Consider the following 21,785-nt stretch of genomic DNA (forward strand, 5'->3'; position numbering starts at 1 on the left):
TGGCCTTTTTCATATGGTTGACGATTGTGCGACCGACGCGGTCTACGAGTTTTTTATTGATTTGTTCAGCGTTTGGGAAACGCTTAAGTATCTTATCTGTAGACCAGTCACCAAAGAACATAGGCCACTTTGGATCAGATTTTTCAGTAGCTAATGCGTTCTCAATGCGATCTGAGGGTGGAGTCTCCAAGCTTTTAATCTCGATAACAAGAAGGCCATTGAGGCATTCGAAATCTGGTCGTTTTTCGATATCTCCTTCGTCGTCTAAGGAGCGACCTCTTAATCGCTTCTCAATGAAATCTGTAACGCGAGGAGTTAGCGGCTCAATTGGTCCGCTTCGTTCTGTCCGCGTCCGAGGTCTCTTCATTTGCCAAAGCCCAAATTACCCATCCGTGTTGAGTTAAGAACCGCGCGATAGATTTTGAAGTGGAGCCTAATAATCTGCCGCGCGAAATAGCGGGCGCAGCCCGCCGCGCATCGCCGGCGCGCCCCCACGCGGCGGCGATTTGGTGGGGCCAGCGCGACGTGTCGGCCTTTTTCGGATATGGCCGGGATAAACCAAGAGGATCGACGGTCGCATCGCCCCCGCGCGCGTCGTCGATGCGCGGCTCCCCACCGCACGCCCCATTTCCAACTCGTTAACCACCCGTCCCCCATACCCCACACCACAAAGCGCTTTGAGCGGGAAGGGTCACTCCCATGCCGCGACACCATACTGACACTTCTCTCATATGCCGGAAGGCTGACCATGAGAGACCGGTCTTACAAGGCTCCGGCAACCCCGGAGTACAGGTCACGCGTTAAATCGCGGATTTGAGAGAACCGTCAGGCCCATAAGGGCGGCGCCGCTTCTTCTCTAACGACAGTGGAGTGTTCCAACCAGATCCTCAGGTCACGCCCGAGGATGACGTTAACGCGTAGGCCGGGGCTTCAGCCCGGCACGCCAACGCATCCCAAACGAAAAAGGCCCCGGAGTTTCCTCCGAGGCCGTTTCACGCGTTGCAAAACCGGATCAGTTCAGGTCGGCTTCATACTCCGCTGCCAGATCGGCTTCGGCCTCTTCCACCGCAGTGGTCAGCGCCTCGAAGATCTCCGGACCACCTTCGACATTCTCCTGGAACCAGTCGAACACCGGCGATGCCGCCTCGCGGAAGGCTTCTTTCTCTTCGGGGGTCGGCACATAAAGATCACCGCCGCCGGCGACGAAATCCTCATACGCCTGGATCGACTTGCGCTTGGGCGACGCGAATGTCGCCTGTTGCAGCGCGTAGAACCCGTCAGCCACGACGCGGCGCATGTCTTCGGGCATGCCCATGAACTTTTCGTTGTTCATCACCCAGATCGCGCCCATGTAGGCGTGGCCGTCCAGCGTCAGGTACTCCAGCCCGGCATCCGGAAACTTCATGCCCATGATATCGGTGATGCCGTTCTTCGACCCATCCACAACACCTGTCTGGAGCGAGGTGAACAGCTCGGGCCAGCTGATCGGCGTCGGGGCCGCGCCCAGCACCTTGACCAGCTCCTGCGGCAGGTCGGCCACCACGGTGCGGATCTTGAGCCCTTCGAGGTCGGAAGGCTGTGTCACCCGGCGCTGCGTGTTTGCAAAGTTGCGCCAGCCGCCGGTGTTGCCGATGGTCATGATGCGGATCGTGTCGCCACTGTCTTCCAGCGCCATGTTGCGCATGGTGCGGGTAAAGTCGCCCGACAGCACATGTTCCGCCACACGGTCATCCGACATGAGATAGGGCAGGTCGAGCACCTGAACGTAGGGGAAGATCCCCGCTGCACCGCCCGAGGTGGTCACAAACACGTCGATTGATCCGTCGGACACGCCCTGAAGACATTCCGCGCCGCCGGAACACAGCTGCGTGCCGATGAACAGCTCGACCGCGATGCGTCCGTTCGAGGCGTTCTCGACATGGTTCTTGAAGACGACAAGACCGTCGTAATCTTCGTCGTTCTCGTTCGAGTTGGCGGTCGCGCGGATGGTGAAATCCTGCGCCGCTGCGGTGATCGCACTCCCGGCGAGCAATGCGGCTGTCAGCGCCGCTGTGGTAAGACCTTTGAGCATTGGTGTTCTCCCTGTTGCTTTCTTGGGTCGGTTACACGGGTCCTGTGACCCGCAGATGTCAGTCCGCAAACCCCGTGAGGCGCGGAACGGTCATGGATATTTCGGGGATGAAGGTGATCAGGAAAATGACCACGATTTCGATGAAAAGGAACGGCAGGATCGCCTTGGAAATGGTCTCGACCCGCTCACCGGACACGCTTGAGGCGACGAACAGCACCAGTCCCATCGGCGGCGTGGCCAGACCGACGGTCAGGTTCACCGACATGATGATGGCGAAGTGGATTGGATCGACGCCAAGGTCCACGAAGATCGGCCCAAGGATCGGCCCAAGGATGATGATAGCCGGTCCTGCATCAAGGAACATGCCCACGACGAACAGAAGAAGGTTGATCAGGAACAGCAGGATCAACGGGTTCTCGCTGAGCCCCAGCACGAACTCGGCCAGGATCTCCGGCGTGTGCGACAGCGACACCACCGTCTTGAACGCCATCGCGGCCCCCACCAGCAGCAGCACCGTGGCCGATGTCATGGCGGCGCGCATGAACACGTCGGGCAGGTCGCCAAGGCGCAGAGTGCGCAGGATGAACATGCCGACGATGATCGCATATCCGACGGCAACGGCGGCGGCCTCGGTCGGGGTAAAGACACCGCCAAGGATACCACCAAGGATGATCACCGGCGTCATCAGCGGAAAGAAAGCCTTGAGAGACGCCTGACCGCGTTCACCCCAGCTTGCCTTGCTGCGCGAAGCGGGGAAGTCATAGCGGTCGGCCATGAACTTGACCATGACCATCAGTCCCAGACCCACAAGGATACCCGGCACGATGCCCGCCAGAAACAGCGCGGCGACGCTTTCACCCATGACATAGGCGTAGATGATCATGATGCCCGAAGGCGGGATGATCGGGCCGATCACCGAACTGGCGGCGGTGATCGCGGCGGCGAATTTGCGGGTATAGCCCTCTTTCTCCATCGCCGGGATCAGCATGGATCCCAGCGCCGAGGTGTCCGCCACGGCAGAGCCGGACAACCCCGCAAACAGCATCGAGGACAGCACGTTCACATGCGCCAGACCGCCCCGGAAATGGCCCATCATCGCCTGGCTGAATTCCACCAGCCGCATCGTGATGCCGCCCCGGTTCATCAATTCGCCTGCCAGCATGAAGAACGGAATCGCCATCAGCGGAAAGGACGCCATGCCGTTATAGACGTTGCGGTACAGCAGGATCAGGTCGCGGTCCTGACCGTTGAGCCACAAGAGAATGCCGGGGGCCGCCAGCATGCCGAAGAAGACCGGCAGGCCGATCATCAGGAACAGCAGGAACAAGGGAAGGAACCAGACCAGCATGGGACTACTCCACCGTCAATTCGGCATCGAGGTTAGAGCGCAAACGGTCTTCACCACCGGCAAGGGTGATGAGGTTGCGCAGGATCAGTTCGATATTCACGATGAAGAGCAGCCACAGACCGGTGACCAATGACGCAATCTGCCAGGAGTTGGGCATCTTCACCCAGCCATCCAGCGTCGGGTATTTGAGCGAGGCGCTTTTGAACTTGCCGGCAAGGCCCGACATTTCGGTCAGCCCCATCTGTGCGCCGATGTACAACACCACGCCCGAAATCAGCAGCAGCACCAGCGCCAGAACGGCGGCACCCCGGCTTGGCAAGGCGGCGGACAGGATTTCCAGCGCCACAAACCCACCGCGCCGATAAGCCGAAGGTGCGATGGCGGCGGTCATCCACAGCATGAGGAAAATGGCCAGTTCTTCGGGCCAGGGCAGGGCATTTCCCAACACGTAGCGGCAAAAAACCTGCAAAAGGATCGCGCAGACCATCAAGCCAATGGCGAAAATCGCAATGCTGCGTCCGATGCGCAGGACGATGTCGTTGAACATCTGAAACGGGGCAAGTAGCCCCAGCAATACGGCCATGGCTGGCCTCCTCCCTGTTACACCGACCTCCTCCGTCGGTGGCCCCATGTTTGTTTTATCGGGGCGGTTTATGTTGGTTCGCTAAAGCCTCCGTAACGTCCGCTGTAAAACAAGAGTGGATCGCCATCGCGTGTCGTCACCTTGGTCACCCGCGCGACAACGATGGAATGATCGCCGCCGTCATATTCGGCTGTCTTGGTGCATTCGAACCGGCTCAGGCAGTTGTGCAAAAGTGGCACACCCTTGTCGCAGGGGTTCCAGGGAAACTGGTCAAAGGCATTGCCCTCGCGGGCGAAGGCCTGACAGATGTCGACCTGATCGGCTCCGATGACGTGGATCGCGAAATGGTCAGCCGCCATGAAAAACGGGTACCGGGTTGACGATTTGGCTGGCGACCAAAGCACAAGCGGCGGGTCCAGTGACACGCTGGCAAAACTGTTGGCGGTGATGCCCAGCGGCCCATCACCCGCATCGCAGGTGACCACCGTGACACCGGTGCCGAAACGGCCAAGGGCTGCGCGAAAATCGCGGGCATTGTCCTCTGCGGGGTCGAAACTATGGGTCAAGGCGTTCATCGCGTGTCTCAGGCCACTTCATGGCCAAGGGCGTGGGTGTAGAGGTCAAACCATGTCTCCCGGTCGATCTGTATCTTGGCAGCATCGCCGATGCGGGCGATACGGTCCAGATTGTTGGTACCAAGGACAGGTAGAATGCGCGCGGGGTGCGCCAAGAGCCACGCTACCGCAACTGCGGCCTCATCAACGCCGTGATCGCCGCCGAGGGCCTTGAGCGCGGTGCGCACCGCGGCGTTCTTGCCATCGAACAGCGCTCCACCACCCAGCGGCGACCATGCCATTGGCGGCTGACCGTTCTTCTGGTGAAAGGCGATGTCGCCATTGGTGAAGGGCGTGTGATGCAGCAGGCTGATCTCGATCTGGTTGGTGACCAGCGGGTTTTTCATCGACGCCTGCAACAATTCCCAATCCCACGGTCGGAAGTTCGACACGCCCACCGCGCGCACCTTCCCGCTTTCGACAAGATCGTCCAGGGCGGCCCCGGTTTCGCAGGCATCCATCAGCGGATCGGGGCGGTGGATCAGCAGAAGGTCGATATGGTCGATCTTCATCAGCCGCAGCGAGTGATCCACCGAGGACATGATATGCGCGCGGCTGGTGTCGTAATGTTTGACCTTCGCATCCGCATAGCGCCCCGCCGGCGCCACGATATCGCATTTGGTGACGATTTCGATCCGGTTGCGCAACTCGGGAGTGAGCGCCGTGCCAAGGATCTCTTCGGCCTCGTAGCCGCCATAGATATCCGCCTGATCCATGGTCGTGATGCCCTGATCGAGGCACGCGCTGATCTTGTTGCGGATATGGTCCACACTGGTGTCGGCATCGTCGCCCAGGCGCCACATGCCATAGACAAGGCGGCTCAGGTCGAGGGCTTCGTTCAGCTTGACACGATCCATTAGCGACGGACTCCATTTCCAAGTGGGGTTGCGGGGGTGCCGTTCGGCACGCGCCCGTATGCTTCGTTCAGTTGTACGGTTTTCAGCTGCGGCAATACGCGGCTGCCGAAATGACGGCACTCGTCCAGATGGGGATACCCCGAAAGGATAAACGCGCGAATGCCCATCTTCTGGTACTGTTCCAACTCGCTGAGCACCTGATCGGTGGAGCCGACCAGCGCCGCGCCACAGCCGGAGCGCGCACGTCCCACACCTGTCCACAGATGCGGTTCGACAAAGCCTTCCATATCCGCCAGTTCGCGGTTCTTCGACTGGTGCGACACACCCAGAGAGGTGGCATCAAGCGCACGGTCGCGGATCGTCTTGCCCTGATCGTCGTCCAGCTGGCTGACGATGTGCTGCGCGTATTCGCGCGCTTCGGCTTCGGTGTCGCGCACGATCACATGCACGCGCAACCCGTAATCCAGCGTGCGGTTATAGCGTTCGGCGACGGCGTTCACGTCTTTCATCCGCTGGGCAAGTTGATCCTTGGGTTCGGGCCACATCAGGTAGACATCGCAATGCTGGCCACAAAGTTCCAGCGCGGCGGGGGAATAACCGCCGAAATACAGCAGCGGACCGCCGGTCTGGTACGGCTTGGCGGGATCGGTGGTCAGGCCCTCGAAATTGTAGACCTCGCCCTTGTAGGTGATCTCGTCCTGCGTCCACGCCTGTTTGAGGATCTCGACAACCTCGCGCGACCGCTGGTAGCGAAAGGCGCTGTCCTCTTTCTCGCCCGGAAAGTCGGACGAGATGATGTTTACCGTCAGTCGTCCTTCGAGCATGTGATCCAGCGTGGCGATGGTGCGGGCCAGCATGATCGGTTGCATCTCGCCACAGCGCACGGCGGCCAGCATGTTGATCTTTTCGGTGATCGGCGCACAGCCCGCGACAAAGGACAGCGTGTCCTGACCGACCTGGTAGGACGATGGGCACAGGATATTGCGGAAACCCTGTGTTTCGGCCTCTTTCACGATGCCGGAGCAATGCGCGAAACTTGACCGCAGCTTTCCATCCGGCACGCCGAGGTATTCGTAATCATCCGAACACAACGCCGCGAACCATGACACCTCTGCCGCGTCAAGGTCGGGGGAGGTGATGGGAACGATGGTCATAAGGTGTCTCCGGGACGTATCATTTCCTCTTGCGTAGCACTCCCAAAAATGTAGATCAATAGTGTATCAATTCTTGGTGCGCAAAATGTCCGACACCCACGCCTTGCCGAAATATGTCCAGATCAGCGAATTGCTGATCCGGGATATTCAGGCTGGCCGGTTGGTCGATGGCGAACGCCTGCCGCCGGAACGTGACATGGCGGCGAGCCTCGGGATTTCCGTTGGAACGTTGCGCAAATCGCTGGATGAATTGACTGCGCTTGGCCTGCTGGAGCGGGTGCAGGGGTCGGGCAATTACATCTGCGCGCAAGAGGATACGCAATCGGTCTACGCGTTTTTCCGGGTCGAACTGATCGAAGGGGGCGGGTTGCCGACGGCAGAGCTTTTGTCGGTGGATCGGCTGCCCAAGCCTGACGCGTTGCCGCGATTCGGCAAATGCGAGGAGGGGCATCGGATTCGCCGGTTGCGGCGGCTGAACGGAACGCCGGCAGTGCTGGAGGAAATCTGGCTGGATGGGTCGTACACCGATGTCATCGACGCCGAGGCGCTGCGCGAGTCGCTTTACCTCTATTACCGGGAATCGCTGGGTCTCTGGATCACCAAGGCGGTGGACCGGCTGGATCTGGCGACGGTGCCGGACTGGGCGCCGGTCGGGTTCGGCCTGTCGCCGGGGCAATTCTGCATGCGGGCCACCCGCATCAGTTCCGGTCCCGAGGGCGAAGCGGCCGAGGCGTCCTGGAACTGGATCAATACAGATGTCGCGCGCTACGTCGCGCGGATTACCTAAGCCGCGCTGTGTCGCGCACATCACTTGAAGGATCACCATGAAAATCATCAATTACGGGATCATCGGATGCGGCATGATGGGCCAGGAGCATCTGCGCAACATCGCCTTGCTTGACGGCGCGCGCGTTGCGGCGATCTTTGAGCCGGACACTATCATGGCGAACGCGGCCAAGGCGATTGTGCCAAACGCCACGTTGGAGATGTCCATCGAAGCGCTGTTGGCGCGAGATGATCTGGATTGCCTTCTGGTCGCCAGTCCGAACCATTGCCATGTCGATGCGCTTGAGCAGATTGCGGAACTGAACCCGCTGCCGCTGCTTCTGGAGAAGCCGCTTTACACAGATCCCGTCGATATCGCGCGGGTGGATGCGATCAGCGCGGCTTATCCCGCGCCGATCTGGGTGGCGATGGAATACCGCTACATGCCACCTATACAGGTGTTCACGCACGAGGTGCAGCGTGCGACCGGTGGGGTCAAGATGCTGACCATCCGCGAACACCGCTTTCCGTTTCTGTCCAAGGTCGGGGACTGGAACCGCTTCAATCGCAACACCGGCGGAACGCTGGTCGAGAAATGCTGCCATTTCTTCGATTTGATGCGGCTGATCCTTGGATCCGATCCGATCCAGGTGACGGCAAGTGCCGGGCAATCGGTGAACCATCTGGACGAGACCTATGCCGGTGAGGTGCCCGACATCTGGGACAGCGCGTATGTGATTGTCGATTTCGCCAATGGCGCGCGGGGGATGCTGGAACTGTGCATGTATGCCGAAGGGTCGCGCTATCAGGAAGAAATCACCGCCGTGGGACCGAACGGCAAGATCGAGGCGCTGGTGCCGGGGCCGGGCCGGTTCTGGCCGACCCATCTGGGTGCCCCGCCGGTGCCGCAGGTGATTGTCAGCCCGCGCAATCCCAAGGGGCCGCAGGCTGTGGATATCCCTGTGGACCCCAGGATTCTTGAGGCGGGGGACCACAACGGATCAACCTTTTACCAGCACGCGCGGTTCCTTGACCTGGTGCGCAATGGCGGGGTTCCCGAGGTGTCGATTTCGGATGGCGCCTGGGCTGTCCGGATGGGGCTGGCGGCGCAGAATGCCGCGTCTTCTCACACCGTGATTGCCCGGTTTTAGCCGCATTTTGACCGTAATTTTCTCGCAACACTTTGCTTGCAAGGGGAAAAAAACGAAATTTCGCCACAATCAGTGCTTTGACCGATAGTTTTTCTGTTCTATCGAAAGAGAGGAAAAAAATAAGCCGAACCCGAAAACGGGCGGCGTTGAGGTAGAGCGGTGTAGTTATGAATGCGATTAATTTCGTTGTCCGTACCCGTACGGGTGCGATCGAGCGTGGTGTAGTTGGTGCAGATGATCAGGGATACCTGATCGACGCTGCAGGCGGCCGCGAAATCTCTCTCAATCTTCACAGAACGGACCTGCGCAGTTACGACCGCGCCGGTAACGATCTGCAGATCACGCTGGCCGACGGGCGGGTGATCATCCTTGAGGATTACTTTGGATCAGAGGCCTCAAGCCGGTTGTTCCTCAGTACTGAAGGGGTGCTGAGCGAAGTCGCGTTTGCCGAAGGCGACGGCGGCGCACTGTTTGCGCAGTACGGCGATGTCGCGGCCTGGGGCAAATGGAGCCCGGATGACGCGCTGATCTTCTTTGACCGCGCCGAGGTTGTTGCAACCGACATGGTTGTCGCCGAAGACGAGGGCGGCGTTTCGATGCTGGCAGCCGGTCTTCTGGCAAGCGGCGGAATGCTGCCCTGGCTGGCAGGCGGTGCGGCAGTTGCAACCGGCGCGGCGGTTCTCGGCGGCGAGGGTGACGGCGGCGGTGGCGGCGGTCTTGTCGGCTCCGGCGGCGATAGCGGCGATCCGAAAGGCCCAACCGTCAATGACGGCGAATTCAAGATCGGTGGCGATGGTCTGACCGACGAAGACCGCACGGTTCTGGTCAGCGGCACGGCCAACCAGGGCGACACGGTTGTGGTGGTCATCGGCGACAAGACACAGACAACGACCACCGGGTCGGACGGAAAATGGGAAGTGATCTTCACGGGTCCGAATTTCCCCAGTGACGGGACTTACATCGCCGATGTGACCGTAACCGGTGACACCGAAACCAAGCTGACCGGACCAGACATCATCATCGACACCACACCGCCCCCGCTGGCCATCACAAGCGGCACCACGGCGAGCGGCGAGATCATCACCGAAAGCGAATTCGACGGCGGCGCAACCGTTACCGGAACCACTGAAATCGGAGCCTCTGTTGTTCTGATCGCAGGGGGTGTCAGCCATGTCGCCGACGTGGACGCACAGGGCAACTGGAGCGTGACACTCAGCAGTTCGACCTTTGAACGCGGTGAGTATATCTCGGACATCCGTGTCATCGCGACCGACAGCTTCAACAATTCGACCACGATCAATGACGGCATCGAGATTGACACCGTGTCCGGTGTGACGGTGAACACCACCACAATCGAAACCGATGGCATCATCAACGCCGACGAGCGCAGCGATGGTGTCCAGATCACCGGGACAACCGATCCGGGGTCGACTGTTGTTGTCGAAATGAATGGCTACACCCGGACGGCCTTTGTCGATGCACAGGGCAACTGGAACGTGACCTTCATCGCCACCGAGATTCCGGTTGGTGAACGCGATCTGACAATCAACGCAACGGCGACCGATCAGGTGGGCAATACAAGTGCCGCGTCCGGCGAAGTCCGGCTTGATACCTGGGTTCGCAACTTTGACATCACCAGCCAGGCTGGCGGTGCGGATGGCATTGTGAACGCCGATGAGGCGATGCAGGGCATGACCGTCACGGGCACAACCGAACCGGGCGCATCGGTTTCCGTGACCCTTGGCGGCATCTCGCGGGCTGCCAGCGTTGACGCGAACGGGAACTGGACCGTGACCTACCTGTCCGGAGAATTGCCGGCCGGAGAACAGACTGCGACGCTCACGGCAAGTTCGACCGACCTTGCGGGCAACACCGCGACCGAAACCCGCAGCGTGATCTTTGACACCGATGCAGGCCTTCTGACGATCAGCCCCGAACCGGTCGAGACCGATGACATCGTAAACCAGGTCGAAGCGTCCGATGGCGTGATGATCACCGGCACATCAACGCCGAACCAGATGGTCGACGTGACGCTGGATGGCGTGTCCAGGACGGTGCAGACTGATTCATTCGGTGTCTGGCGTGCGAATTATGCCGCGGCCGAAATCCGTCCCGGCGAATACGAGGCGCAAATCACCGCGCATACCGTCGATGCGGCGGGCAATGCCCTGACCCGCAGCGACACCGTGATGGTCGATACCTTTGTGCGCAACTTTGCGGTCAGCTCAAACCCCGTCACTGCGGACAACATCGTCAATGATGCCGAACAGGGGCAGGGCGTCACGCTCAGCGGCACCACAGAACCGGGTGCCACCGTGACCGTTGTGGTCGAAGGTGTGAGCCGGGTCGCAACTGTGGCCGCGAATGGCAATTGGACAGCCAGTTTCTCGGCGTTCGATCTGCCGGATGGCACCTACACCACCACAGCGCAGATCAGCACCGAAGACCGCGCGGGCAACACCGCGACAACCTCGAAGACCTTCCAGGTCGATACCGAGGTGGTTCCGCTGACCTCGACCAGCCAGCCGGGTGGCAGCGATGGCGTCCTGAGCGAAGCCGAAGCGGCGCAGGGCTTTACCCTGACCGGCCAGGTCGAACAGGGATCAAGCGTGGTCGTCACCATCGCGGGCCAACAGATGAACGCACAGGTCAGCGCAAGTGGCGCGTGGTCGGTGGCAGTTCCGCCAAGCGTGATCCCCACGGTCGATGGCGAAAACGTCTCGATCCAGATCGCGGCGACGGACCGGGCGGGCAACACCAAGTCGATCTCGGAGACGATGGTGGTGGACAACGTGGCCCCGGATGCACCGGATATGACCGCGATCACATGGGATCAAAGCCAGGCCGCGCGCGGCATCATCCTCGAGACGACGGATCATGACGTGTCCATCGTCCGGGTCGGGTCCGGCGGAACGCAGAACGTCGCGTTCAACGAGCAGGACAACAGCTTTACCGGCGAAACCAGCTACAATTTCAACCAGGTTGTTCCGGACGGATCGCATCTTGTGGTCACGGCCACGGACAACGCGGGCAACAGCACCGGCACCTATGTGGTTCTGGACGACCCGAACACCAGCCAGAGCAACGTGATCCTTGCTGGCAATATCGGCGGTCGCAAAGTCGACATGATCGACCTCGAATTCACCGAAGAGGCGACGCTGACCATCACCGAAGCGCAGATCGTCGCAATCACGGGCGAGGACAACACCGTCAAGGTGCTGGGCAATTCCGACGAGACCGTTCGGATCACCGGCGCGACGCGCACAGGCACGCGGTTCGAGGATGGCACGAATTTCGACGTCTACCAAATGGGCGATGCGACCGTGCTGATCGACGACGACATCAACAACGTCTCAATCTGAGGAAAAGGATAGTTCTGTTCGGGCCGTTGCGGTGACGGCCCGAGCCCCGACACAACAATAAAGCCAAAGGGCGGGGGCTCATTCGACATGAGGAACAACAAAAGGGCCATGGCAGGGGCAGTGCTTGCGATGACGGCTCTTTCAGGATGTATGCAGGATATGGGTCAGGGGACCGTATCACGGTTCCTGCAAGCCCAGCCGGGTGCCGATGTGCCTGCAGGCGATGTCACGAAAACAGCGGAAACCAGACCTGAACCCGGCGACGCGGTGTCTCCGATCATTTCGGATCTTGCGGCCCGTCAAAGTGCCCTTGCGCCGGGAAGTCCCTATGCGCAGGTCGCGGCAGGTGTTCTGGCGGCCGATGCCCGCGTTGCCGAGGCCGAGTTGCAGGTGGCGCAGTTGCGTGCCGAAGCGGCGTCCAAGAACTGGTGGCCGACACTTTCGCCGCGCGTTTCGCTGACCTCGCTTGGCGATCTGGTGACGGACCTGGTGATCAATCAGGTGCTGTTCGACAATGGCCGCAAGAAAGCCGAACGCGATCTTGCGAAATCCGATGTGGAACTGGCCGCTGTGGCGCTGTCGGAAAGCAGCAATGAGCGCGTGTATGAAGGGCTGGTGCTCTATCTGCAGGCCGAGGAAGGCCGTGCGGCCGCCGATCTTTACGGTCAGGCGATAAGTGATATGGGGCAGTTCGAATGGGTGATGAACGAACGCGTCAAAGGTGGCGTTTCGGATTTTTCCGATCTCAACGTGCTGAAACAGAAACTGGCCGATCTGCGCGCCCGCGACAGCGCGGCCCGCGAAAAGACAAGCCGCGCGCTGTCTGAACTGAACGCCATGTCGGCAACACCCTTGTCCGACCAGCGCGGATTGCGCGGCATGGGTGCAACGCCCACAACCGCGTCGCTGACGGTGCTTCGGGCAATGGTTGAACGCGACCGCCAGATCGCTCAGGCCCGGATCGCCCGCGCCCAGCATTTGCCCGGTCTCTCGGCAGGTGGCAGCTTGCGCAACGGGGGCGAAGGTCTTGGGCTGAGCGTGAGCACTGAACAGTTGCTCGGGATCGGCACAGGTGCCTCTCTCAAGGCGATCGAGGCCACAAAGCTGACCGCAGAGCGCAAGGTCAGCGAAGCGCGCGACATTTCGGAACGCGCGATCGAGGCCGACCGGCGCGAAGCGGCCGCGCTGAAGCGTCAGGCCGCCGAAGCCGAAGGCCTGACCGCGCAGGCCAAGACCAACCTTGACCTGTTTCAACGTCAGTATGACGCCGGAACCCGGCAGGTGATGGATGTTGTGAGCGTCTACGAGACGTTTCTCAGGTCGCTGGAACGACAACTCGACCTGAAATTTAGGGCCGCCCGCGCCGAGCTGGATGCAGCCAAGCGCTTGGGTGTACTTGCAGATGGAGCAAAGATTTGAGCGGCGTCAGTAATATCACCCTTCTGTCGGGACGCGCGAAAAACGCGGTCCTGCGGATGGTGCCACAGGCGGCCCAGCCCGCCAACGAGCCCAAACGCCCACCGCGCTATTCGGATCGGGTGCATGCACGCACCGAACTGATCCGCACCTATGCGGGCCGTCTTGGCCTGACCACCATGGCGAGTGATGTGAAAGAGGCGATTGGCCTGCATCAGGACGCTGATGGAACGGTCGGAGAGGCCGCGCTGATCGCGGGGGCCAAGGCCGCCGGTCTGCTGGCGCAGGGACTGCATGTGCCGCGCCCGACTCCGGACCATTGGCCGGCGATTGCAGTGATGACCAACGGGCAGGCGGTGCTGGTCCTGTCGCAGGACCGCATGACGCTGTCGATCTGGGACGATTCTGCGAAAGACAAGGTCGAACGCGTGGATGTGGCCGAATTTGCACCGTTCTACAGTGGTCTGCTGATCCGGGGCGAAGCGCCGGTTCAGACGCTGGTGGACAGTCACACAAACACCGGACTGAAGGCGCATTGGTTCTGGGGCAGCTTTTCGAATTACACCCGCCAGTTTGGCGAGGTCGCCGTCGGGTCATTCGTCGCCAACATCCTTGCCGTGTCGGTCGCGCTGTTTTCGTTGCAGGTCTATGACCGGGTGATCCCGCATCAATCCTCGGCCACGCTTTGGGTGTTGGCCATCGGGGCGGCCATGGCGCTGATGCTGGAGGCGTTTCTCAAGGTTGCACGGTCCACGCTTCTGGACGGCGCGGGGCGGCAGATCGAGACCGGGGTGCAGCAAACACTGTTGACCCGACTTCTGGGCATGCGGTCGGATGCGGCGGGGCGGTCGCCTTCGCAGTTGTTTGCGTCGATGCGCGAATTCTCTTCGGTGCGGGAATTCTTCACCGCGTCGACCGTTGGGGCTTTGGCCGATATTCCGTTTATCGTGCTGTTCCTGCTGATGGTCTGGTCCATCGCGGGCAGCGTCGTCTGGGTGCTGGTGGCCGGTGCCGTTCTCATGGTGGTTCCAGGTTTCTTCCTGCAGCGCAAGATGATCCGCATCACCCGTGAAATGCAGGGGGCTTCGACCAAGCAATCGCGCCTTCTCAACGAGACCGTGACTGAACTGGACACGATCAAGACCCAGCGCGCCGAAGATCGTTTTACCCGCCAGTGGGAAGAACTGACTTCGGTGCAGGCGCTGAAATCCTCGGAGCAACGCCGCCTGTCCGCCGGGCTGACCTTCTGGAGCCAGGGTGTGCAGCAGGCGACCTATGTCGCCGCAGTGATCGCGGGCACCTACCTTGTCTTTGCTGGCGAATTCACTGTCGGGTCGATCATCGCGGTGGGCATTCTCACGTCGCGCACACTGGCGCCTTTGACACAACTGTCGGGAATCATGGCGCGTTGGGGCAACGTCAAGGCGGCGTTGGACGCGCTCGACGGGATTGCTGCCCTGCCGCAGGACCGGTCCGACGACCGCAAATACCTGCGCCGCGAAAAGTTGCAGGGCCGGTTCGAACTGCGCGAGGTCAGCTTTCGCTATGACGCAGAAAGCCCGTCGGTTCTGGATATCCCGAGCCTCGTGATCCAGCCCGGTCAGACGCTGGCGGTGCTGGGCACCAACGGGTCGGGTAAATCCACGCTGCTCAAGATGCTGTCGGGGCTCTATGCGCCGACGTCCGGTTCGATCCTGATCGACGGCACCGACATGAACCAGATCGACATGCGCGATATCCGCCGCTCATTGGGTTATCTGGGTCAGGATGTGCGGCTGTTCCACGGCACGCTGCGCGACAACCTCAACCTCAACATGATGGAACGCGATGACGACCGCCTGTTCGAAGCGCTGGATTTCGCCGGGCTTGGGCCGTTCATCAAAGGCCATCCGCAGGGGTTGGACCTGCCGATCCGCGATGGCGGCGAAGGCCTGTCGGTTGGTCAGCGCCAGTCCATCGGCTGGGCGCGGCTCTGGTTGCAGGATCCCGATGTGTGCTTGTTGGATGAACCCACGGCGGCGCTGGATCAAACGCTGGAGAAGACGCTGATTTCCCGGCTGGAAACCTGGCTGGCGGACCGCACCGCAATTGTGGCGACGCACCGGGTGCCGATCCTTGCACTTGCCGACCGGACCAGTGTGCTGGCCTCGGGGCGGCTGGTGGTCGACGGTCCGCGCGACCAGGTGCTGGATCACCTGCGCGCCGGTCAGGGAGCATAAAGCATGGCTGTCAGCACCACCGATCTGTCCGCGCAACTTGGGCGCCGCCTGCGCGGGCCATCCCTGATCATCTGGCTGTCCGGCGCAGCTGTGTGGCTGTTCATCGTCTGGGCGGCCTATGCGTGGATCGACGAAATCGTGCGCGCCGATGGTGAATTCATCTCGACCTCGCGACCCCAGATCATCCAGAACCTCGAAGGCGGGATCTTGGCCGAATTGCTGGTCAAGGAAGGCGACGAGGTCATGCAGGGGGATGTGCTGGCGCGGCTTTACGGGACGCAGTTCCGGTCCTCGGTGGATGACCTTGAAGACCAGATCACCGCGCTTGAAATCCGCCGCTTGCGGATCGAAGCCGAGATTGCCGGGCTGGTACAGTTCGAAGTCCCGTGGGAATTGCGTGAACGCAGCCCGGAGATGGCCGAATCCGAACAGGCGCTGCTGGCCGCCCGCCAGCTTGACTTCAACGCCCGCCACGACGGCGCGCGCCGGGTTCTGGATCAGGCCACGCGCGAAAAGGAACTGATGGAGAACCTGCTCGACAAGAAGGTTGTCGCCCTGATCGAAGTCACCCGCGCGCGCAAGGCGCATGCGGATGCGCAGATCAGGATGGACGAGATCATCACCCAGACGGAACTGACGCGGGCGCAGGAATACTCCGAAACCCTCAAGGAATTGGCCACGCTGCGCCAGAACCTCCGGTCTTCGCAGGATCAGCTGAACCGGACAGTGCTGACCAGCCCGATGCATGGCGTGGTGAACAAGCTGGGTGTCACCACCATCGGAGGTGTTGTGCGCCCCGGTGAAGAGATCCTGCAGATCATTCCCCTGGGCGAAGAACTGTACGTCGAAGCCAAGGTCGCGCCGGAAAACATCGCCGGCATTCGCCCCGGTCAGGAAGCCACGATCAAGCTGTCGGCCTATGACTTCACCATCTACGGATCGCTCAAAGGCCGGGTCGACGTGATTTCCGCCGACACCTTCAAGGACGATCGCCGCCCCGATGCGCCTGCGCATTACAAGGTGACTGTTCGGGTCGACAAGACGTCCCTGACCGACCGCCAGCGCCATCTGGAAATCCGCCCCGGCATGCAGGCAAGTGTGGAGCTGCACACCGGCGAAAAGACCGTGCTGCAATACCTGCTCAAGCCGCTTTACAAATCCCGCGAGGCGCTGCGCGAACCCTGAGGACATGCCGGGCTGCGCCCGTCCTGACAGGTTTACGCGCCTTGCGGCTCGGGCGTGCGGGAGCGTGACGCCAAAGTCAGCGCTGCGCGGGTGGCAGGTGGCGTGATTGCATATTTTTGAAAAGAAGAATTGGTGGATCGCCCGTCTCCATTAACGGCGCATTAACGTTAATGGGCCATTCTCGTAAATGCGGTACAGGCAGGCATGCCGATGACCGTAAAAGGAGAAGCCCCACGCCAAGGCTGACCAAGAGCCACGCTCGAACGCGGTGCCTTGGCTGGGGTGGACACCGTCCCCTGCTTCTTCTTTTTAAAAATATGCAAGAGCCCGGGCAACGCCAGCTGCGCCGTCAGAGGTCAGTCCTCGGTGTCCATCCAGATGGTCACCGGGCCGTCGTTCAGCAGTCGCACCTTCATGTCCGCTCCAAACCGGCCTTTGGCGACGGGGATGCCTTGCGCGGACATCCGATCGGTGAAGTATTCGTAAAGCCTGTTCCCGTCCTCTGGTGCCGCGGCGGTGGAAAAGCCGGGGCGGTTGCCGCGCGTTGTGTCAGCGGCAAGGGTGAACTGGCTGACCACAAGGGCGCTGCCGCCCATGTCGGCGACCGAGCGGTTCATGCGACCGTCCTCATCCTTGAAGATGCGCAGCTTGGCGATCTTCGCGGCGAGCTTGTCGGCCTGTGCCTCGCTGTCACCCTGCATGGCGCAGATCAGGATCAGCAGCCCCGGACCGATCTCGCCCAGAACAGCACCCTCCACGGTAACAGAGGCTTCGGACACACGTTGGATCAAGGCGCGCATGGATTACGCCGCGAGGCCTTTGTTGCCGATCTCGAGAAACTTGCGGCGTCGATCCGCGATGAGTTTCTTCGGCTTCATCTCGGACAGATCGGCCAGCATCGCGCGCAGGGTGTTGCCGACAGCCTGAATCGTCTGTTCCCGGCCACGATGGGCCCCCCCCAGCGGTTCTGAGATCACCTGATCCGCCACACCGAGATTCAGCAGGTCCTGTGCAGTCAGTCGCAGCGATTCTGCCGCTTCGCGCATTTTCTCGGCGTCTTTCCACAGGATCGACGCGCAGCCTTCGGGTGAAATGACCGAATAGACCGAATGTTCGAGCATCGCCAGGCGGTTGGCGGTGGCAAAAGCCACAGCTCCGCCGGACCCGCCTTCGCCGATCACCACCGAAACCAACGGCACACCGATTTGCAGGCTTTTTTCGGTGGACCGGGCGATCGCTTCGGATTGGCCGCGTTCTTCGGCCCCTTTCCCGGGATAGGCACCGGGGGTGTCCACCAGCGTGATCACGGGAAGGCGAAAGCGGTCTGCGAGATCCAGCAGGCGCACGGCCTTGCGATAGCCTTCGGGGCGCGACATGCCGAAATTGCGCTTCAGGCGGCTTTCGGTGTCGTGGCCCTTTTCATGGCCGATCACCACCACCGGCATGTCATCGAACCGGGCAATCCCCCCCATCACCGCGTCGTCATCGGCAAAGTTCCGGTCGCCGGCCAGGGGGGTGTATTCGGAAAACAGCGCTTCGATGTAGTCTTTGCAATGTGGCCGTTCGGGGTGCCGCGCAATCTGGCATTTGCGCCATGGGGTCAGCTTTTTATAGAGGTCTTTGAGAAGCGCGTCGGCCTTGACGTCCAGCGCGCGGGCTTCGTCTTCGATGTCCATCTCGTCATTCTTGCGCGCCATGGCCCGAAGTTCTTCGGCTTTGCCTTCGATCTCGGCCAGCGGTTTTTCAAAATCGAGATAGTTTGTCATCGCGGGTCTGCCTGTTGTTTCCCTGTGCTATATGGCCGGGACGTTCGGCTTTTGCAATCTGAAGGCGGCGGTCCGGTGAACATGTGTTGTGACTTCGGTGTGGTGCGGTGTTCCCGCATCGCTTGGTGTCAGGTCCAGATCACCGGGACCAGCGACGCCATCAGCAGCGCGGCCATCGCCCAGTTGAACAGCCGCAGGCGTTCGGGACGGTTCAGCAGGCGGCGCAGTTGTTGGCCAAGGATGGTCCAACTGGTGGTCGAGATCGTGCCCATCGCCACATAGGTGCCCGCCACCCACAGAACCGCCGCAAGGTCGCGACCCGTGGCATAAAGGGTGATGGCGCCAAGGGCCATCGACCATGCCTTGGGATTGACCCATTGGAAGGCTGCTGCCTGAAGGAAGCTCAACGGAGTGCTGCCCGCTTGCGGTGCGCCGTCGGGTGGGGCCGCGTTGGCGATGCGCCAGGCAAGGTAGAGCATGTAGAGCACCGACAGCACCTTGAGAAGCGTATAGGACAGCGGCCAGAGGTCAAAGACCTGCATCACGCCAAGGCCCACGGGGACGATCATCAAGGGAAATCCCAATCCAACCCCCAGCATGTGCGGGAGCGAGCGGTGGAAGCCGAAATTTGCGCCCGACGTCATCAACATCAGGTTGTTGGGTCCCGGTGTGATGACGGTGACAAGCGCAAAGCTGGCGAGGGCAAGAAAAAGATCCGGTGTCATGAGCGCAATATGTGCCGAATGGCGCGCTTGTTGGTTGTGAATGTGGTGGGAATTCCGCTATGTATCACAATTAATGAGCGACATTGATCATATTGACCGCCAGATATTGCGCGTTCTGTCTGCGGATGGACGGATCAGCAATCTGGCGCTGGCCGAGAAAGTCGGCCTGTCTCCGTCGGCCTGCCTGCGCCGGGTGAGTGGACTCGAGAGAGCGGGTGTGATCACGGGGTATCGCGCCGTACTCAGCCCCGAAAAGACCGGAATCGGGTTTGTCGCCTATGTGACGGTGGGATTGAGCCAGCACACCAAGGCCGCGCAAGAGGCGTTTGAGCGGGCGATTTCCAGCAGTCCCGAAGTGAAGGAATGCCACAATATCACCGGGTCGGTCGAATACCTGTTGCGGGTCGAGGCGGCGGATCTTGCGGCTTACAAGCATTTTCACACCGATGTTCTGGGGGTGCTGCCGCAGGTCAACGCGATCACCTCTTACGTCGTCATGGGCTCGCCCAAAGATGACCGCGCGTAAGATATGCACTGCCCGCATGCCGAGACTGTGTATATGACTCTGGTGTGTGTGCTGTCGGACTCTTAGCTTTTGCCCCAAGGGAGGGGCATCATGAATGGAATGGCCCGATGACACAGATCACAACACCTACAGCGCAGACCACATCGCCTGAAGAGGCGTTGAAGATTTTGACCGAAGCCTGGGCGTATTACACGCCGCGCCCGATGCTGGTGACCGAACAGAACAGTCGACCGTCGCCGGTGTTCGAAGACTATTACGCGGCCTGACAAGGGGCTGGGGGCGGGCGGCATGTCTTGGGCGGAGCGTCGCCGATCCAGAGATCACAGGATTGCCTTGCGGTGGCGTTCATCGCATGGCTTGCGCATGAAACGTTTGCGCCTTTTGAGTCTGGTGGTGTCCTTGTCGGCTGTTCTTGCCGGATGCGCTGCCACGCCGCCCGAACCGACAATTTCGACGAGGACGCTTTACCCCAACGAAACGCCCCAATTGCGGGCGTTGATCGTTGAGGCGGCGGCCGAGAACGATGTGCCGGTGTCCTTGGTACAAAGAGTGGTTGTTCGCGAGAGCACCCACCGACCGGAGGCGCGCAACGGACCGTATTACGGTTTGATGCAGATCCTGCCGGCCACAGCCCGTTCGATGGGGTTCAGCGGTGCGCCGACGGACCTTCTGGATGCGGAAACCAACCTGAAATACGCCGTGCGCTATCTGCGGGGCGCATGGATGGTGTCGGACGGCGACGAAGCCGAAGCGGTGATGTGGTACGCACGGGGGTATTACTTCGAGGCCAAGCGCCGTGGGCTGGTTGAAGAGACCGGCGTGCACGGGCGCAAGGTCTGGCCCGATTGAACGGACCAGTTTCTTCGTACGAAGAAACTGACCCTGAGAATTTTCGTACGAAAATTCTTAGTCCGTCGATATCATTTCGAACTGGCGGACGATCACTTCGGCCTGTTTGATCGACGCGATGTCAACCAGCCGGCCCTTGTAGACGGTTGCGCCTTCACCTTTGGCTTTCGCCTCTTCCATCGCGGCGAGGATCTCGCGGGCCTCGGTCACGGCGGCGTCGGACGGGGTGAAGATTTCATTGGCAAGCGCCACCTGCTTGGGGTGGATCGCCCATTTGCCCACCATGCCCAACGTTGCCGAGCGCAGCGCCTGCGCGCGGAAGCCCTCGTCATCCGAGAAGTCGCCAAACGGCCCGTCCACAGGCAGCACGCCATGGGTGCGGCAGGCGGCAACGATGGCGGTTTGCGCCCAGTGCCACGGATCGGACCAGTGTTTCTGGCCCTCGTGCAGCATGTAGTAATTCTCCTGCGTTCCCCCGATCCCGGTGGTCTGCATGCCCATGGAGGCTGCGAAATCAGCCGCGCCCAGGCTCATCGCTTCAAGGCGTGGCGAGGCGGCGGCGATCTCTTCGACATGGGCGATGCCAGCGGCGGATTCGATGATGACCTCAAAGGCAATCCGTTTGCTGCGGCCTTTGGCGGCTTCCACGGCGCTCACCAGGGCGTCAACCGCATAGAGATCAGCGGCGCAACCGACCTTGGGGATCATGATCTGGTCAAGACGATCTGGCGCGCGTTCCAGAAGATCGACCACGTCGCGATACCAGAACGGCGTATCAAGCCCGTTGATGCGCACGCTGAGGGTCTTGGCGCCCCAGTCGATATCGCCAATCGCCTGAATGATGTTTTCGCGCGCAGAGTCCTTGTCGGATGGCGCAACGCTGTCCTCAAGGTCGATGTTGATGACATCTGCATCCGACTTTGCCATCTTTTCAAAGATTGCCGGACGCGAGCCGGGGCCGAAAAGTTGGCAGCGGTTCGGTCTGGCGGGCGCTGTGGGCTGGATACGGAAGGACATGCAGGGCCTCTTGGTAAGGATATTTCGTTTCGTGTCGCCTTTGGGTTATGAAATTACGCGCCTTTCTGCAAGTGCATTTTGCACCTGCGGAATCACCGCTGCTGCGCAGCATGGATGTGCTGTGCAAGAATCTTCGAAGTCAGGGCGAAAAAGTGGATATATTTTGTGCAGTGGTGT

The 21,785-nt window shown here is 60.7% G+C and carries 20 protein-coding genes; 9 read left to right on the top strand and 11 right to left on the bottom strand.

Going from position 1 to position 21,785, the window contains the following annotated elements:
- The 7 genes from ACTIEN_RS19825 to ACTIEN_RS19855 form a co-directional block, all read right to left on the bottom strand.
- On the bottom strand, window positions 1-367 hold a 367-nt coding region (locus tag ACTIEN_RS19825; RefSeq protein WP_439524881.1), incomplete at its 3' end, for a hypothetical protein.
- A gap of 645 nt (window positions 368-1,012) precedes the next feature.
- Window positions 1,013-2,071: a TRAP transporter substrate-binding protein gene (locus ACTIEN_RS19830; RefSeq protein ID WP_439524882.1), complete on the bottom strand. Its 1,059-nt coding sequence runs from the start codon at window positions 2,069-2,071 to the stop codon at window positions 1,013-1,015.
- 58 nt (window positions 2,072-2,129) lie between these two features.
- Entirely contained in the window at window positions 2,130-3,419 is a 1,290-nt protein-coding gene (locus ACTIEN_RS19835; RefSeq protein WP_439524883.1) for a TRAP transporter large permease, read from the bottom strand.
- Window positions 3,420-3,423: 4 nt separating this feature from the next.
- Entirely contained in the window at window positions 3,424-4,002 is a 579-nt protein-coding gene (locus ACTIEN_RS19840) for a TRAP transporter small permease (protein WP_439524884.1), read from the bottom strand.
- A 68-nt stretch (window positions 4,003-4,070) separates the two neighbouring features.
- Window positions 4,071-4,577, bottom strand: coding sequence for a flavin reductase family protein (locus ACTIEN_RS19845; RefSeq protein WP_439524885.1), 507 nt, complete (start codon window positions 4,575-4,577; stop codon window positions 4,071-4,073).
- 8 nt (window positions 4,578-4,585) lie between these two features.
- The gene (locus ACTIEN_RS19850; RefSeq protein WP_439524886.1) at window positions 4,586-5,473 is read right to left on the bottom strand and encodes an aldo/keto reductase; all 888 of its coding nucleotides are present in this window, start codon (window positions 5,471-5,473) and stop codon (window positions 4,586-4,588) included.
- The gene (locus ACTIEN_RS19855) at window positions 5,473-6,627 is read right to left on the bottom strand and encodes an LLM class flavin-dependent oxidoreductase (RefSeq protein ID WP_439524887.1); all 1,155 of its coding nucleotides are present in this window, start codon (window positions 6,625-6,627) and stop codon (window positions 5,473-5,475) included. Before ACTIEN_RS19855 ends, ACTIEN_RS19850 begins: the two co-directional genes overlap by 1 nt.
- 85 nt (window positions 6,628-6,712) lie before the next feature.
- On the opposite strand from ACTIEN_RS19855, the gene ACTIEN_RS19860 reads away from it, so the two are divergent.
- The 6 genes from ACTIEN_RS19860 to ACTIEN_RS19885 all read left to right on the top strand — a co-directional run bounded on the left by ACTIEN_RS19860 (window position 6,713) and on the right by ACTIEN_RS19885 (window position 16,725).
- Window positions 6,713-7,414, top strand: a complete 702-nt coding sequence (locus ACTIEN_RS19860) for a GntR family transcriptional regulator (protein ID WP_439524888.1) — start codon at window positions 6,713-6,715, stop codon at window positions 7,412-7,414.
- Between the two features lie 37 nt (window positions 7,415-7,451).
- Window positions 7,452-8,543 carry a Gfo/Idh/MocA family protein gene (locus tag ACTIEN_RS19865; protein WP_439524889.1) on the top strand — a complete coding sequence of 364 codons (1,092 nt, stop codon included), beginning with the start codon at window positions 7,452-7,454 and terminating at the stop codon, window positions 8,541-8,543.
- A 167-nt stretch (window positions 8,544-8,710) separates the two neighbouring features.
- Complete coding sequence (locus ACTIEN_RS19870; RefSeq protein ID WP_439524890.1) at window positions 8,711-11,905, top strand: Ig-like domain-containing protein; 3,195 nt, start codon at window positions 8,711-8,713, stop codon at window positions 11,903-11,905.
- Window positions 11,906-12,034: 129 nt separating this feature from the next.
- A complete protein-coding gene (locus ACTIEN_RS19875; protein WP_439524891.1) occupies window positions 12,035-13,324 on the top strand; it encodes a TolC family protein in 1,290 nt (429 codons plus the stop codon).
- Window positions 13,325-13,380: 56 nt separating this feature from the next.
- Entirely contained in the window at window positions 13,381-15,540 is a 2,160-nt protein-coding gene (locus ACTIEN_RS19880; RefSeq protein ID WP_439524907.1) for a type I secretion system permease/ATPase, read from the top strand.
- A 3-nt stretch (window positions 15,541-15,543) separates the two neighbouring features.
- A complete protein-coding gene (locus ACTIEN_RS19885) occupies window positions 15,544-16,725 on the top strand; it encodes an HlyD family efflux transporter periplasmic adaptor subunit (RefSeq protein ID WP_439524892.1) in 1,182 nt (393 codons plus the stop codon).
- A 356-nt stretch (window positions 16,726-17,081) separates the two neighbouring features.
- On the opposite strand, the gene dtd is transcribed toward ACTIEN_RS19885, so the two are convergent.
- The 3 genes from dtd to ACTIEN_RS19900 all read right to left on the bottom strand — a co-directional run bounded on the left by dtd (window position 17,082) and on the right by ACTIEN_RS19900 (window position 19,216).
- Complete coding sequence (gene dtd, locus ACTIEN_RS19890) at window positions 17,082-17,525, bottom strand: D-aminoacyl-tRNA deacylase (protein WP_439524893.1); 444 nt, start codon at window positions 17,523-17,525, stop codon at window positions 17,082-17,084.
- A gap of 3 nt (window positions 17,526-17,528) precedes the next feature.
- Entirely contained in the window at window positions 17,529-18,491 is a 963-nt protein-coding gene (locus ACTIEN_RS19895; protein ID WP_439524894.1) for an acetyl-CoA carboxylase carboxyltransferase subunit alpha, read from the bottom strand.
- A gap of 128 nt (window positions 18,492-18,619) precedes the next feature.
- Complete coding sequence (locus tag ACTIEN_RS19900) at window positions 18,620-19,216, bottom strand: LysE family translocator (protein ID WP_439524895.1); 597 nt, start codon at window positions 19,214-19,216, stop codon at window positions 18,620-18,622.
- A 73-nt stretch (window positions 19,217-19,289) separates the two neighbouring features.
- Between ACTIEN_RS19900 and ACTIEN_RS19905 the strand changes: the two genes are divergently transcribed.
- The 3 genes from ACTIEN_RS19905 to ACTIEN_RS19915 all read left to right on the top strand — a co-directional run bounded on the left by ACTIEN_RS19905 (window position 19,290) and on the right by ACTIEN_RS19915 (window position 20,591).
- Window positions 19,290-19,742, top strand: coding sequence for an Lrp/AsnC family transcriptional regulator (locus tag ACTIEN_RS19905; RefSeq protein ID WP_439524896.1), 453 nt, complete (start codon window positions 19,290-19,292; stop codon window positions 19,740-19,742).
- 107 nt (window positions 19,743-19,849) lie between these two features.
- A complete protein-coding gene (locus ACTIEN_RS19910; protein ID WP_439524897.1) occupies window positions 19,850-20,008 on the top strand; it encodes a hypothetical protein in 159 nt (52 codons plus the stop codon).
- A gap of 97 nt (window positions 20,009-20,105) precedes the next feature.
- Window positions 20,106-20,591, top strand: coding sequence for a transglycosylase SLT domain-containing protein (locus tag ACTIEN_RS19915; protein WP_439524898.1), 486 nt, complete (start codon window positions 20,106-20,108; stop codon window positions 20,589-20,591).
- Window positions 20,592-20,648: 57 nt separating this feature from the next.
- Here ACTIEN_RS19915 and ACTIEN_RS19920 read toward each other — a convergent pair whose 3' ends face one another.
- Window positions 20,649-21,608 carry an L-malyl-CoA/beta-methylmalyl-CoA lyase gene (locus tag ACTIEN_RS19920; RefSeq protein ID WP_439524899.1) on the bottom strand — a complete coding sequence of 320 codons (960 nt, stop codon included), beginning with the start codon at window positions 21,606-21,608 and terminating at the stop codon, window positions 20,649-20,651.
- Window positions 21,609-21,785 lie beyond the last annotated feature (177 nt).

The sequence above is a fragment of the Marivita sp. genome (genome assembly GCF_051859345.1).
GTDB lineage: Bacteria > Pseudomonadota > Alphaproteobacteria > Rhodobacterales > Rhodobacteraceae > Marivita.